Origin of the sequence: Streptomyces sp. NBC_00310 (assembly GCF_036208085.1) — a bacterium.
Classification (GTDB): domain Bacteria; phylum Actinomycetota; class Actinomycetes; order Streptomycetales; family Streptomycetaceae; genus Streptomyces.
In genome coordinates, this window is the sequence record NZ_CP130714.1 from 2,927,922 (window position 1) to 2,941,562 (window position 13,641).

Annotated in this window: 10 protein-coding genes and 3 pseudogenes; 5 read left to right on the top strand and 8 right to left on the bottom strand. The window is 71.7% G+C overall.

Features of this window, described 5'->3' with window-relative positions:
- Positions 1-150 precede the first annotated feature (150 nt).
- The gene (locus tag OG202_RS12910) at positions 151-2,127 is read left to right on the top strand and encodes an ABC transporter ATP-binding protein (RefSeq protein WP_327730241.1); all 1,977 of its coding nucleotides are present in this window, start codon (positions 151-153) and stop codon (positions 2,125-2,127) included.
- 1 nt (position 2,128) lies between these two features.
- Here the strand turns inward: OG202_RS12910 and OG202_RS12915 are convergent, their stop codons facing one another.
- The 7 genes and pseudogenes from OG202_RS12915 to OG202_RS12945 all read right to left on the bottom strand — a co-directional run bounded on the left by OG202_RS12915 (position 2,129) and on the right by OG202_RS12945 (position 9,103).
- Positions 2,129-2,314, bottom strand: a complete 186-nt coding sequence (locus tag OG202_RS12915; RefSeq protein WP_086800852.1) for a hypothetical protein — start codon at positions 2,312-2,314, stop codon at positions 2,129-2,131.
- Between the two features lie 204 nt (positions 2,315-2,518).
- Positions 2,519-2,878 (bottom strand): annotated as a pseudogene (locus OG202_RS12920) (DUF899 family protein); the annotation flags it as partial.
- A 66-nt stretch (positions 2,879-2,944) separates the two neighbouring features.
- Positions 2,945-4,354, bottom strand: a complete 1,410-nt coding sequence (locus OG202_RS12925; protein WP_328222759.1) for an amidohydrolase — start codon at positions 4,352-4,354, stop codon at positions 2,945-2,947.
- A gap of 307 nt (positions 4,355-4,661) precedes the next feature.
- Positions 4,662-7,067, bottom strand: a complete 2,406-nt coding sequence (locus OG202_RS12930) for an FUSC family protein (protein WP_443052241.1) — start codon at positions 7,065-7,067, stop codon at positions 4,662-4,664.
- A gap of 466 nt (positions 7,068-7,533) precedes the next feature.
- Positions 7,534-8,387 (bottom strand): annotated as a pseudogene (locus tag OG202_RS46480) (3'-5' exonuclease); the annotation flags it as partial.
- Between the two features lie 177 nt (positions 8,388-8,564).
- Positions 8,565-8,930 (bottom strand): annotated as a pseudogene (locus OG202_RS46485) (hypothetical protein); the annotation flags it as partial.
- 2 nt (positions 8,931-8,932) lie between these two features.
- On the bottom strand, positions 8,933-9,103 hold the full coding sequence (locus tag OG202_RS12945; RefSeq protein ID WP_328222763.1) for a hypothetical protein: 171 nt from the start codon (positions 9,101-9,103) through the stop codon (positions 8,933-8,935).
- Positions 9,104-9,414: 311 nt separating this feature from the next.
- Between OG202_RS12945 and OG202_RS12950 the strand changes: the two genes are divergently transcribed.
- Positions 9,415-10,434 carry a NucA/NucB deoxyribonuclease domain-containing protein gene (locus tag OG202_RS12950; RefSeq protein ID WP_328222764.1) on the top strand — a complete coding sequence of 340 codons (1,020 nt, stop codon included), beginning with the start codon at positions 9,415-9,417 and terminating at the stop codon, positions 10,432-10,434.
- Between the two features lie 84 nt (positions 10,435-10,518).
- A complete protein-coding gene (locus tag OG202_RS12955) occupies positions 10,519-11,388 on the top strand; it encodes a DUF6924 domain-containing protein (RefSeq protein ID WP_328222765.1) in 870 nt (289 codons plus the stop codon).
- Positions 11,389-11,650: 262 nt separating this feature from the next.
- On the opposite strand, the gene OG202_RS12960 is transcribed toward OG202_RS12955, so the two are convergent.
- Positions 11,651-12,127 carry an ATP-binding protein gene (locus tag OG202_RS12960; RefSeq protein WP_327730235.1) on the bottom strand — a complete coding sequence of 159 codons (477 nt, stop codon included), beginning with the start codon at positions 12,125-12,127 and terminating at the stop codon, positions 11,651-11,653.
- Positions 12,128-12,287: 160 nt separating this feature from the next.
- On the opposite strand from OG202_RS12960, the gene OG202_RS12965 reads away from it, so the two are divergent.
- Entirely contained in the window at positions 12,288-13,178 is an 891-nt protein-coding gene (locus tag OG202_RS12965; protein WP_328222766.1) for a helix-turn-helix domain-containing protein, read from the top strand.
- Positions 13,175-13,378: a DUF397 domain-containing protein gene (locus OG202_RS12970; RefSeq protein ID WP_326583560.1), complete on the top strand. Its 204-nt coding sequence runs from the start codon at positions 13,175-13,177 to the stop codon at positions 13,376-13,378. Before OG202_RS12965 ends, OG202_RS12970 begins: the two co-directional genes overlap by 4 nt.
- The last annotated feature ends 263 nt before the right edge of the window (positions 13,379-13,641 follow it).

Consider the following 13,641-nt stretch of genomic DNA (forward strand, 5'->3'; position numbering starts at 1 on the left):
CCGTCACAGGGGCGCCGCGGCGTACTTCCCGCTGCCTCTTCGCGCCCCGCGTGCTCCGGGCGGGTGGGGGCGGGGTTGTCGTGCGCCCTGGTGGGGGGTGGGGTGCGCCGGAATAGTGGCCTGTCGGCGACGACTCGGGGGAGGCCATGGGTGGGGAAGGCGCGTGACGAGGGCAAGCCGGAGACGTCGGAGTCGGAGCTGCTGCTGTTCGGGGGGCCGCTGCGGTACGACATGGGCTGGTCGCAGCATGCCAACGCGTTCCTGGAGCTGAACTTCCGCGCGATGGTGCGGCGGCTGCCGTCGCTGCTCGCGTCGAGCTTCCGGCTGGCCTGGCAGGCGGACCGGCGGGCCGCCCGGACCGTGCTGGCCGCCGAGACGGGCCGCGGCCTCGCCCAGGCGGTGAGCCTGCTCGCGGTGAACACGATCCTGGGCCGGCTGATGGCGGACGGCACGGTCGAGGAGCGGTTGCGCGGAGCCGGCCCCGCGCTCGTCACCATCGCCGCCGTGATGCTGGTGTCCACCCTGCTGCGCGCCGCGTCGACGTTCGCCACGGGCCGGCTGGAGCCCAAGGTGGAGCGGGTCGCGACCGAGCTGTATCTGGAGCGGGCGGCGGCCGTGGAGCTGTCCGCGATCGAGGACGACGGCTTCCACAAGCTGCTGGACACCGCGAAGTACGGCGCCCAGTCGGCCCGCCGGATGATCACCTACGCGGCGCGTGTGGTGAACGCGCTGATCTCGCTGATCGCGGCGGCCGGTGTGCTGACCGTGTTGCACCCCGCCCTCCTCCCGCTCCTCGTCACGATGACCCTGCCGAGCGCCTGGAGCGCGCTGACGATCGCCCGCCGCCGCTACACCTCCTTCCACGCCTGGGTGCAGCACGCGCGCGCGGGCTATCTGATCGGCTCCCTGCTGATCGAGCCGGAGGCGGCCCCGGAGATCCGGGTGCACGGCGTCGGCCCGTTCCTGCTGCGCCACTTCCGCCGTATGTCGGAGACGGCGGAGGCGGAGCAGGCGCGCCTGGCCCGGCTGGCGGCCCGTACGGGCCTGTACGCGGCCGTCTGGACCGGGCTGGCCACGGTGGCGACGTACGCGACGCTGGGTGGTCTGCTGCTCGGCGGCGCCATGGCGCTGTCCGTGGCGGGTACGGCCGTCATCGCGATCCGTACCGGCTCGTCGAGCCTGGACACGTTGGTCCTGGAGGTGAACTCCCTCCACGAGGAGGCCCTCTTCGTGGGCGACATGCAGCGGCTGTACGTGGAGGCCGCCAAGCGTGCGATCCCGGAAGGCGGTGATCCGCTGCCCGGGGACCCGCAAGAGATCCGGGTGGAGAACGTGACCTTCGCCTATCCGGGGAAGGCGGGCCGGCCCGCGCTCAGCGACGTCACCCTGACCGTGCCGCTGGGCAAGATCGTGGCGCTCGTCGGTGAGAACGGCTCGGGCAAGACGACCCTGGTCAAGCTGTTGGCCGGGCTGTACACCCCGGACCAGGGCAAGATCATGTGGGACGGTGTGGACGCGGCGAGCGCCGACCGGCGGCAGCTGGCCGAGCGCATCGCGATGGTCGCGCAGGACTTCAAGCGGTGGCCCTTCACCGCCCGCGTCAACATGGCGATCGGCCGCCCCTCGGCGCCACTGACCGAGGAGCGTCTCGCCACGTCCGTCGCGGAGGCGGGGGCGCAGGATGTGATGGACGACCTGCCGCGCGGCCTCGACACGCTTCTGGCCAGGGGGTTCAGTGGCGGGCACGAGCTGTCGGGCGGCCAGTGGCAGCGGCTCGGGATCGCGCGGGCCGCGTACCGGCGCGGACGCATCCTGATCGTGGACGAGCCGACGGCGGCCCTGGACGCCCGCGCCGAGCTGGAGGTCTTCGAGAAGATCCGCGCCCTGGCGGGCACCGGTCAGACGGTCGTCCTGATCACCCACCGGCTCGCGTCGGTCCGTCATGCCGACCTCGTGCACGTCCTCGACCAGGGCCGCCTCGTGGAGTCCGGCACCCCGGACGAACTGCTGGCCACGGGCGGGGTGTACGCGGAGCTCTATTCGCTCCAGGCGGAGCAGTTCGCGGCGAAGGTGCCGACGACAGGGCAGGCCTCCGCCGCGAAGGTGCCCGCGCCGAAGGCGGGGTGAGTCAGGCCGACGCGGTCGCGGCGGCCTCGGCGCCGCGCACGATGACCAGGAACATGTCCGTCGCGATGTCCATCACGACCTCGGCCTGCTGCCCCTCGAGGCGGGCCGCGTGCGCCAACTCCTCGGCCGGCCACGAGCCGCGCGGCCCACCGGCGGGAAAGCGCCCCAGCACCGTTCGCCCGTTCACCCTGCACCTCCATGTCGCGCTGCACCCGTGAGCCCGTAGCCCGCGGCTAGTCAGCTCGTAGATTTAAACGCCAACCATGGGGTGAACGGCTCGCGAAGTGACGGTACTGAGACGTAGTTGACACGAGGTCAACGGCGGATCGTGAGGTACCTCTCAGAAATCACACATTCCGGTGACCCTAAGTGCCAACACTTGCACTATTTGTCACTCCTCATACTTGTCGTGGTGCCTGTTCCGGTCGCCGCCCACCGCCCCCGACGCCGTGAGGGCCGGCAGTCCGGCCGTGGAGCCGAGCCCCTCCAGGCCGACGCCCGACCGCTCCACGACGTCGAAGTGATGGTTGAAAGTGTTGCCGTACGACGAGTACCAGGGCACCGGCGATCCCATGCGCGCCCCGAAGGGGAGAATTCGTGTGTACGGCGCCCGCGACACGACGGCGAACTCGGCGCCCCGCGCCCGCAGATGAGCCAGGTGCCCCATCTCGTCGAGGAAGGCCGCCCAGTCGCGTGATCCCGCGTCCCCCTCCGGGGCGAACACGAGGAGCTGCACGATCAGTTGGCGGCGTGAGGGCCCACTCCTTGGCGGCGGTTCCTGGAGGCGGACCTTTTTCGCTCACTGGGCGGCTTTCCCTCACTGGGGCGGCTCGTCGTAGTCCTGGATACGGCCGCCGTGGCTGCGGTCGGTGAGGGCGGCCAGGCGGCTTGTCAGTTCCCGTACCGTCCCGGGCACGTCGACGGTGAGCAGCTCGCGGTCGCGCATCAGGACCCGGCCGTCGACGATCGTGGTGCGTACGTCGGAGGAGCGGGCGCTGTGCACGAGCGTGGCGGCGAGGTCGTGCACCGGCTGGGTGTGCGGGCCGGTGAGGTCGACGAGGACGATGTCGGCGCGCCGGCCGGGGGCGAGGCTGCCGATCCGCTCTCCCAGCCCGACGGCCCGGGCGCTCTGCAGGGTGGCGTGGTGCAGGGCCTGGCGGGAGGTCAGCCAGCGCGGATCGCCCTCGGTGGACTTCTGCACCAGCGCGGTGAGGGCCATGGCCTCCCACACGTCGAGGGAGTTGTTGGAGGCGGCCCCGTCCGTGGCGAGCCCGACGGGGACGCCGATACGGCGCAGGGCCCGCACCGGGGTCGTGGGCCAGGCGAACTTCAGGTAGCCGCGGGGCGCGGTCGCGACGGCCACCGGCCCGGTCGCCCGCTCCAGGACCGGTAGGTCGCGCTCGACGATCCCGGTGCCGTGCGCGATGAGCACACCCGCGTCGACGCCGAGCAGCCCCGTGCGTTCCAGGACCTCGATGGGCGTGACGCCGTGCCGGGCGAGGCTGTTGTCGGTCTGGTCGCGGCTCTCCGCGGCATGCAGATGCACCGGGAGGCCGTGCTCGCGGGCGAGGTCGGCGGTCGCGGCGAGGTCGGCGTCCTCGACGGTGTAGGGGGCGTGCGGGGCGAGTGCGGTGGTGATACGACCGCCGGCCGCGCCCCGGCGCCGTAGCGCGAACTCCAGGGACCTCTCCCTGCCTTCGCGCCCTTGTGAGGAGAAGAACGCCTCCCCCAGATGCGCCCGCATACCGGTCTCCTCGACCACCGCGGCGACCATGTCCATCGAGAAGTAGTGGTCGGCGAAGCAGGTCACGCCACCCCGGATCATCTCCGCGCAGGCCAGCCGGGCCCCCAACGCCACGTCCTTCGCCGTCAGATTGGACTCGACGGGCCAGATGACGTCGTTGAACCACTCCTGCGCCGGCACATCCTCCGCGATGCCGCGCAGCGCCACCATGGGCGCGTGCGTATGGCAGTTGATCAGCCCCGGCATGGCGACCTGGCCGCGCGCGTCGATCCGTTCCCCGGTGGCCACGGGGGCCGTCTCCTCCGCCGGCCCGATGCTTGCGATCACCCCCTCCCGTACGACGATCGCGGCGTCCTCGACGAAGGCGATGCCCTCGTGTTCGTCGTGGACGAGGGCGGTGCAGCCGGTGATGACGAGATCGGCGGGAGACGGCGACGGCGACGAGGTCGAGGAGGAGGGGGACGAGGACGGAGGCGGCGTCATGCCGTCACGGTACGACCGTGGCGCGCTGGGGAGAGGAGCGAATCGGGCATCCGGGGGGCGAGGGGGTGGGATCCGGCCGCGCCCGGCGCGCCCCACCGCCCCGGCGCGCGGGCTCACGCGGGGTTGCCTGCGCGCGGACTCAGGCGCGCGGGCCCAGGCGCGCAGGCCCAGGCGCGCAGGCCCAGGCGCGCAGGCCCAGGCGCGCAGGCCCAGGCGCGCAGGCTCAGGCGCGCAGGCTCACGCCCGCGGGACCACGCCCGCGGGACCACGCCCACGGGCTCACGCCCACGGGACCACGCCCACGGGCTCAGGCGCTGAGGCCCTGCCTCGGCAGTACGTCGGCCACGTCCGGTGCGTCGGGGAGGCTGATGCCCGCGTGCCTCTGGTGGAGCGCGAGTTCGTCGAGGAGTGCGGTGATCCGCTCGGTGTGGTGGCGGCTGAGCCGTCCGGTGTCGTCGAGGTGCACGGCGCAGGCGGTTGTGGTGTCGACCAGTCGTTCGAGGACGGCGGCGACCTCGTCGGTGCCTTCGGTGTGCCGGGCCAGAGCGGGCAGTTCGGCTTCGGAGAGGGCGATCGCGGCGCGGGCCCGGGCGAGTGTGCGGTACGCCTCGCGGCGCAGGGTCCAGCGGGCGGCCCTGTCATCTGTCTCCCCCGGCAGGGCGGCCCCGACGGACACGGTCACGCCGTTGGGCGTGGACACACCGGTCGGCGTGGATGCGCCCGTCTGAGCGGATGCGCCGGTCTGCGCGGACCCACCCGCCTGCGCGGATGCGCCCGTCTGCGCGGATGTACCGCACTGCGGGGACGCGCCAGTCTGCCCGGATGTACCAGTCCGCGCGGACGCGCCGCCCGTCCAGGAGGGCTCGCTCGGCACGGACGGCCCGCTCGACCGGTGCGTGGCGCTCGACCGGGCCGTTCCTCTCGGCCCGGAATCGCCGCTCCGCCGGGGGTAGCCGCTCAGCCGGAACGGGCCGCTCGACAGGGAGCCTCCCTTCCGCCCGGCGGCTCCGTTCGGCCCGGCTCCCGCATCCGACCTGGCGGTCCCCCTCGACCTGACAGCACCGCTCGCCCCTGCCATCCCATCCGGCCCGGCAGCCCCATCCGACCCAGCGACCCCATCCGGTCCGGCAGCCCCACCCGGCCTGGCAGCCCCATCAGACCCGGCAGCCCCATCAGACCTAGCAGCCCCATCCGGTCCGGCAGCCCTGTCCGCCTCTGCGGGCCCGTTCGTCATGGAGACCCCCTCCAGCCTTGCGGTCCCGCCCGGCGCGCGCGACTCGTTCAGGACGTGGGCGAGGTAGGCGTGCGCCGCCGTTCCCGCTTCGGTGAGCCGGGCGCGTACGCCGCCGCCGCGCTGGCCCTTCGGCATCGGCAGGTGGCCGACGATCAGGACGATGGCGCAGGCCAGGAGTGTCTCGGCGATACGGCTCCAGGAGGCCTGGGGGTCGCCGCCGACCATGACGAGGGCGAGGACGAGGACGGTGACGACGGCGGTCTGGGCGGCGAAGTGCCGCGTGGCGACGGGTATCAGCGCCCCGCTGACCGCGACCAGCGCGATGAGCCCTTCCGGCCGGGGCAGCACGGCGGCGAACCCGGCGAAGAGCACGGCGCCCAGGACGGTCCCCGCGGCCCGGCACAGCACCCGGGACACGAGCGGCCCCAGGTCGGGCTTGACCAGGAAGACGGCGGTCGCGGGCAGCCAGTACCAGTGCTGGTGGTGCAGCACCTGGGCCACGGCCGCGCTGGCCCCGAACGACAGGGCGACCCGCAGCCCGTACTCACGTCCGCCGGACCCGAGGCCGAGCCGTACGAGCGATCCGAGGGTACGGCGGCGGGTGTGCAGGTCGTGTGCGTCGCCGCCCCGGTCGAAGGCCTCGGCGGCGCGCAGGAGCGCGTCGTCGAGGGCGCGCAGCGCGGGCGCGGAGCGGGAGGGAGCGGGCAGCGGCCCGGTGGCGGTGTTGCCGCGCACGGCGGCGGCGAGCCGCCGGGGCCCTTCGGAGGCCCGGCCGACGACGGCGTCCCCGGCCCAGGCCAGCGCGGTCGCCGCCTCGGCGAGCGGCAGCGCGGCGGCGTACTGGGCGTGCAGCCGCCGCTCGGACGACGAACTGGCGTACCGCCGCAGCCGAGGCCCGGCGAGCGCGTCCTGGGCATGGTCGAGGGCTGCGGTCAGCGCGGACCGCCGGGCGATCGCGTCCGGGGTGCCCACGGCGTCCAGCAGCCCGGCGATCGCGTCGTACACGGCGGCGACGGCGTCCCGTTCCCCGTCGAAGCGGTAGTCGCCGGCGGTGAGGACCGCGGGCGTGGGCAGGGCGAGGCGCAGCACGAGCAGCCACCCGGCGCCGGCGAGATAGGCGAGCGCCCGCTCCCACCCCGGCTCGGGCAACGGCATCCCGGCCCCGATCGCGGAGGCGACCAGCAGTTGCGTACCCGCTCCGGACGACACGGGCCCGACCGCGGTCATACCGCCGGCGAGCAGCCCGAGCGCGGTGAGCAGCAGGGTGAGGACGACGGCACCGGCGTACTGCCCGGTGTACGTCCCGGCGAGCAGCCCCACGGCTCCCGCGAGCGCGGGCACCCCGAGCCGCTGCACGGCGACGCGCCGGCTTCCGGGCCGGTCGTTGATCCCGGCGAGCATGGCGCCGAGCGCGGCGAGGACCCCGACGGTGGGCCGCCCCAGCAGCACGGCCGCGAGCAGCAGCGGTCCAGCGGCCAACGCCCCTCGCAGCACCGCGTTCCAGGGCACCGGTCCCCGTTGCGCACGCAGAGTATGAGCGAGCCAGGGAGGCAGGACGAGGGCAGCGGGGCGGGACACGGGGCTCCTGTCGTCGGGTGAGGGCGGGGGTGTGCCTTCGGGCGACGGCGGCCGGGGCGTTGGTGGTACCAGCGGCGGCAGTTGATGCGCCGGCTGTGCGCCGGCTGCTGGCATCAGGTGTTCGTGTTCTCCACCGTAGTTCCCGGATCTGGAGGATATGGAACGCTCGTATTACCGCGATGTGACGATCCTTGCAGAGGCCACGTTCTTTATGAACGCAACGGAAGAAGAGTCGACGGCACTCGACCCGGGCGACGGATGGACACCGGTCCGAGATCCGGATCAGCGGTCACGCTCTCGTACCTGACCGGCCACGACGGAGCGCAGCCGGGTTTCTCGTGGGTCGCCCTCCAAGCCGGGCCGGGGCTCAGGTTTTTCGGTCCGTGGCCCGCAACGGCTTCAGGAAACGGCTCGGTTCCCCGTTCCAGGAGATCGCCAGGGCGTCCCGGGCCCGGGTGGCGGCCACGAACAGCAGCGAGCGAGCACGCTGCAACTCCCGCCGGTGGCGCAGCGGGTCGGTGCGCTCCCACACGTCCACCGACGACCTCGGCACCAGCCCTTCCGCGACGCCCGCGATGATCATGCAGCGGTACTCGAGGCCTTTGAAGCGGTACATCGTGCCGACGTGCACACCCTCGTCGCTCCTCGGCCCGTCTCGGGTGATCTCCGTCGAGACGATGCCTCTCCGCCCCAGCCGCTGTATGACGTCGGCGACCATCTGGTTCGTCGGTACACAGATGGCCACGGACTCCCGAGGGACGTCGGTCCATGTCCTCAACTGCTCGATGACGAGGTCGAGTTCCTCGTCCCAGCTGTCGGCCTCGTCCCAACTGTCGGCCTCGTGCAGCGTTGGACGACGGAGACCGTGGAGAACGGAGCGATACCCGCCCAGCGTGTCCTGGTCGCCGTCGAGATCGTCGTAGTCGACGCCGTCCAGGACTCCCATGGCGGATCGGAGGATCTCCCAGGTCGTCCGGTAACTGAGGGTGAGCCGGGCCGACCTGCCGCGGATGTTGATGCCGAGGCTGCCGAGGGTGACCTGGTTGTCGTAGATCCGCTGGTGGGTGTCGCCGGAACCATCGCGCGCAGCATCTTCCAGTGGGCGGCGCTCAGGTCCTGGGCCTCGTCGACCACGATGTGCCGGTAGCGGTAGCGCAGGAAGGCCCCGGACCCGGACTCCACGTGGATGTTTCCGAGCCCGCCGCGGTCATCCTTCTGCTGCTGCCGTTCGATGTGGGGCGTGATCACCTCGACGCCCGAGCCGTTGGTGCTGCGGAAGAAGTGCACGACGGCCTGCTCGGACGTCAGCGGGCCCCGCTTGACGGCGAGACGGATGCCGTTGAGGACGTGGTCGCTGTGTGTCTCGACGACCAACTGCGCACCCTGGGCGGCCGCGGAAGCGGCGAGTTCGGCCATCTTGGTCTGCCCGTGCGGGTGCAGATGCGCCTCCGGGTTCTCCAGGAGGACCAGCCCGCCCGGCTGGGCGGTGAGGCAGGCGACGACGATGGGCAGGGCGTACGTCGGGCGAAGCCGACGCTGGTGGGGCGGCGACGCCGGATGGCGGTGAGGGCGTCGCCGAAGCCGTAGGAGAGACGGACGGTGTCGGTGCCCTCGATGGGGGCGGCCTCGATGTTCACGCCGGGGCACAACTCGCCCATCCAGGCGGCGGCTTGGTCGAGAAGGAGCGCGGAGTCGGCGCGGGGGTGCCGGCGCGAGGTCGACCTCCTTCTCCTGGAGCCTGGACAGCAGCGCCCCGACCGGCACGGTCAGGGATTAGATGCCATGCCCTTCGGGTCGAGCGGCATCGTCACCCGGTCGGGCTCGTCGGCGGGCAGTTCCAGTTCGACGCCGGTCGGCCGTCCGTTCGCACGGATCTCGACGGGACTCTCGAAGAGCGGCCCGCGTGGGTCGGCCGCGTCGTCCTCCAGCCCTGTCATGTCTCCTCGTCGCCCTCGCCTGTCGATGCCGCGCTCGTGTCGCCGCGGATGCGGCAACACTACCCCGCGCTTCGGCGAGGACGACGTGCGACAGGTCGGCCGAACAGGTCCACCGCCAACGCCTCGGTGGCCGCCAGGCCGAACGGGTACCGGAGAGCCTCCGGCAGCCCGCCCCGACGGCCCTACCCGCCCCACCGGGCAGTGTCCCAAGTGCCAATAGAAAAAGGGCAGTTGCGGCAAATAGCGTGTTCACCTCGGGACGGCGCCCCCCACGTGGCGCCGTTCTTCCACCAACGAGGGGACACACACTCATGCGCATCAGCGGGCCCAGACAAGTCGTCATCGGTGCCTCTGTCGGCACGCTCCTCCTCACCGGCCTCAGCGCCGCGACCGCGCAGGCCGCACCGGCGACGTACGACATCACCGCCGCCCAGGCCCCGGCCGTCAGGACCGTCTACGTCGACACGGCCGCCGCCGCGAGCTGCAAGATCAACACCATCACCGTCACCCGCACCAGCATGTGCCTGTTCGTCGACGCCCGCGTCGACGTGCTCAGGAACGGCAAGCCGGTCGGCTCCGCCTCCTTCGACATCAAGCACTCGATGACGCTGAAGACCAGCAAGCTGAAGTGGGCGGAGAGCTTCACCGTCGGCAAGGCCAAGCTCGTCAACGCCGGCGGCATCCGCATGAACGTTTCTGTCGGCGGCGGCAAGGGCGTCAAGACCGCCGTCAAGTTCCCGCAGGGGTCCACCCTCGGCCCGGCCCGCAAGGGAACCGTCGGCTACGCCGCCCGGGTGGCGAAGAAGAAGCAGCTGGCCAGTCCGGCCTCCTACCGCTTCACCTTCTCCAAGCCCGGCTACACGATGGGCGGCTTCACCTACAAGTCCGCCAAGTACCGCTGCGACGACACGTTCTGGGGCCCGACGAAGCGCACCAAGAACCCCGGCTGCGTCTTCCCGTCCGCGGCCCCCGTCTTCACCCTCTCCCGCAGCGACGCGAAGGTGAACGAGTCCGCCACCCACATTCTCGACGCCCAGCGCAAGATATCCGGTCACCCGGGCGCCTCCACCCCGCTGCACCGCATCACCAGCGCGAAGACCATCAACGCCCACCGCAAGGCCATGTGCGGGAAGGTGCACAACCCCGACCCCAAGAAGTACGACTGCGACGAGTACCCGTTCGCCGCCAGCAAGGAGGGCGGCAACCCGGCCCGCGGCAGCGCCCGCATCATCTCCGCCGGTGACAACCGCAGCGCCGGCGCCCGCCTCGGCGGCTTCTACAAGAACCAGCGCGTCCTCAACGGCGACGCCTACTACGTCCACATCCAGTAAGGCGCCGCAACGCGCCTTCCCGCGCGCCCGTCTACCCTTCCGAGACGTCACCGGCGGGCACAGCAAGCACGATGGGGGTTCTCCATGCAGCGTTCCAACTGGCCGCTCCTCGACGGCCGCACCCGGCCGCTCAAGTTGAAGGAGTGGGGCGACCTGGCCGTCATGGACCCCGACGCCGGCAAGCCGCCGCGCGGACGCGGGTTCCTGGCCGCCGAGAAGGACTGGCTGCACATCGACGCCGGGAGCGCCCTGGAGAACCCCATCGTCACCCTCTACGCCGGAGTGGACCCGGGAGCGGAGAGCGGCTGGGACGAGGTCGAGGAGATCACCGTGACCTCCACGACCGGCTTCCTCGCCCTGTGCGACAGCGGATACGAGCCATTGCGCAAGGAGAACCTCGCCACCGCGGGAGCCGGCCCCTACCTGGTCCGCGTCCACGCCAGTGACCGCTCGGCGGACGACAAGAGGCCCCGCTTCCTCATCCAGGTCATCCCCGGCGCACGTACGGGGGCCGCGACCGAGCCTCCTTCCTCGACGATCGAGGAGGCCGCCGGTCCGCTCCTGGTACGGACGTCCTTCGAGCGGCCGGACGCGTGGGCACGCCTGCTCCAGGCCCTCGAAGAGGGCTCCGAGCACTACGACTCGGTCACCGTCATCGACAACCGCGCCTACGCGGGCTTCACGGCGGATCAGATCCAGGCACGGATCGGGCGCGATGACGAGGACTGGCCCGACAGCACGCTCGTCCTCATCGCCGACGAGCGGGCACTGGCCTCCGCGGAGTTCCCGCTGCTGGCCGTGAACAACCTGCCCGACGATGACGACGCCCCGTTCCGGATCACCCTCGCGGCGGCCGGTTCCTTCGTCGTCAACATGGAGCTGGCGAACACGAGCTTCGGCGAGTGGAGCGGTGGCGTCGACACCGACGGCGTCTACCGCGAAGAGCACTACTGACATAGCTGACACAGCTGACGCCGCTGACGCCGATCGGCGAAGGGCGGCGCCGGATACGGGACGGGCACGGGCCCGAGTGATCGTGGAGCTCTCCGAGCTCTCCACTCCCAGTGATCACCGGAGGGCCCGTGCCCGCCGCACCGGCTTGCCTGCTCGCATCCCTGTGGCCCGGTTCGGTTCGCCGCCCTGTCGGCGCACGAGGACTGCGTGCCGACCCACCCACCGGGCCCGGCGGAAGTGCGGAGCGGCGCGAAGCCGACCGTCAGTCTCGGGCCAGGTCCAGTTCGGCCCGGATCGTCTTGCCGAGGAGGACCGCTCCGCGCGCGACCCGGTCGACCACCTCCCAGCGGTCGGCGAGCGCGTCGACGAGGACGAGTCCACGCCCGGACGTGTCCAGCGCCGCCGGACACCCGAGGTCCTCGGGGTGGGGCGGTCGACATTCGGTGCGGGTGTCGGACACCTCGATGTGGAGGAAGCGGTCCGGGGCGTGCGCGAGGCGGAGTTCGAAGTCGCGGCCCGGCACGCGGCCGTGGGTCACGGCGTTGGCTGCCAGCTCGGCGACGATCACGGCGGCGGTGTCGGAGAGTGAGCTGCCGTGCGGGATGTCCCAGATGTGCAGCTGGACGAGGCTGAGGTGCCGGGCGAGGCGGGCGCCCAGTGGGGTCGAGCTGAAGCGTTGGGTGAACACACGTACGGTAACCGGGGGTTGGTGCGTGGAGGGTGGCGGAGGTGGCGTCATGGGGCCCAACCTGACCTCTGGGCAGAACCGTTCACCAGGTCAGCGACTCGTACTCTGGGTCAGCGTACGAGTACGAAGAGTGGACAGTGTCCATGACTGCGCGTGACCATGGGCGGGTTCGGAGTGTGCGGCGGGGCAGGTGCGCGGAAGGTGGGCTGGTATGGCGGACGGCTCGGGCGGGACGGGCGGCGTCGGTGGGGCGGGGTCGGTGGCCGGGGGGCCTCCGGGTGGGGGTGAGCCGGAGACGTCGGACAGCTTGAAGACGTTCGGGGCGGTGCTCAGGGCGTTCCGCAAGCGGGCCGGTCTGACCCAGGAGGAGCTGGCGGAGCGGGTGCGGTACTCGGTGCAGACCGTGGCCTCGATCGAGCAGGGGAGGCGTTTCCCGCAACCGGAGTTCGTGACGCGGGCGGAGGAGGTACTGGACGCGTTCGGGGCACTGCGCGCGGCCGCAAAGCATCTGTCCCGGCAGCCGGGGCTGGCGAGCTGGTTCCGGCAGTGGGCAAAGCTGGAGGCGGACGCGATCAGCCTCTACACGTACGAATGCCGGGTGGTTCCGGGGCTGTTGCAGACGGAGGCGTATGCGCGGGCCGTGTCGCTGAGTGTGCCGCCACGTCCGACTGACGAGGAGATGGAGGAGCGGATCGCCGCGCGGTTGGCGCGGCAGGAGCTTCTGTCCACGCGGAGGAAGCCGCCGGCGGGGTTCACCTTCATCGTGGAGCAGGCGGTGTTGGAGCGGCACACGGGCGGGGAGGCGGTGACGCGGGAGTTGTTCGACCATCTGTCGGAGGTGGTGGAGCGGCACTCGAACGTGGAGTTGCAGATCATGCCGTCGCGCCAGCCGGTGCATGCGGGCCTGGATGGCCCGCTTCAGCTGCTGGAGACGCCGGAGAACGAGTGGTTCGGGTACTCGGAAGGGCAGAAGAACGGCCGCCTCATCACTGACCGGAAGGAGATCAGCGTCCTCCACCAGCGGTATGCGAAACTGCGCTCGCAGGCTCTCACTCCGGCGGACTCCTTGGGCCTGCTGAAGCGAATGCGAGGAGCGCTATGAGCATGTCCGAACTGGCCTGGTTCAAGAGCAGCTACAGCGGCTCCGAGGGCGACAGCTGCGTCGAAGTGGCCGTCTCCTGGCAGGGCTCGGGCGCCGCCGAGGTGGTCCGAGTCCGGGACTCCAAGGAGAAGCGCGGCCCGCAACTGGCCCTCTCCCCCACCGCGTGGAACGACTTCGCCTCGTACGCCGCCCAGGTCTGACCAGCACGCCAAAGCGCCCCGCGCCGGTCGAATCCGGTGCGGGGCGCTCGCGTTCAAGCCGACAGTTCGTCGCGGGAGGGCGGCGGGGTCCACTCGCCCTTGGCGATCGCGTCGTTCAGCCGCTTCTCGAAGTGGGCGTGCGCGGTACGCATTTCCTCTTGGCGCTTGGCCTTGTAGAAGGGGCGGTGTAGCCCTCGGGAGGCTCGGTGCGCTCCTTGTTCTCGAAGGCCATGTACTGCTCGTAGTGCTCCTTGGTCTGGCCG

What these genes read in the sequence shown, in the direction of transcription:
- OG202_RS12950 (WP_328222764.1), top strand. Translation starts at nt 9,415, where the DNA reads ATGCGCATCAGCGGGCCCAGACAAGTCGTCATCGGTGCCTCTGTCGGC.
- OG202_RS12960 (WP_327730235.1), bottom strand. Translation starts at nt 12,127, where the DNA reads ATGACGCCACCTCCGCCACCCTCCACGCACCAACCCCCGGTTACCGTA.
- OG202_RS12925 (WP_328222759.1), bottom strand. Translation starts at nt 4,354, where the DNA reads ATGACGCCGCCTCCGTCCTCGTCCCCCTCCTCCTCGACCTCGTCGCCG.
- OG202_RS12945 (WP_328222763.1), bottom strand. Translation starts at nt 9,103, where the DNA reads ATGACAGGGCTGGAGGACGACGCGGCCGACCCACGCGGGCCGCTCTTC.
- OG202_RS12970 (WP_326583560.1), top strand. Translation starts at nt 13,175, where the DNA reads ATGAGCATGTCCGAACTGGCCTGGTTCAAGAGCAGCTACAGCGGCTCC.
- OG202_RS12955 (WP_328222765.1), top strand. Translation starts at nt 10,519, where the DNA reads ATGCAGCGTTCCAACTGGCCGCTCCTCGACGGCCGCACCCGGCCGCTC.
- OG202_RS12965 (WP_328222766.1), top strand. Translation starts at nt 12,288, where the DNA reads ATGGCGGACGGCTCGGGCGGGACGGGCGGCGTCGGTGGGGCGGGGTCG.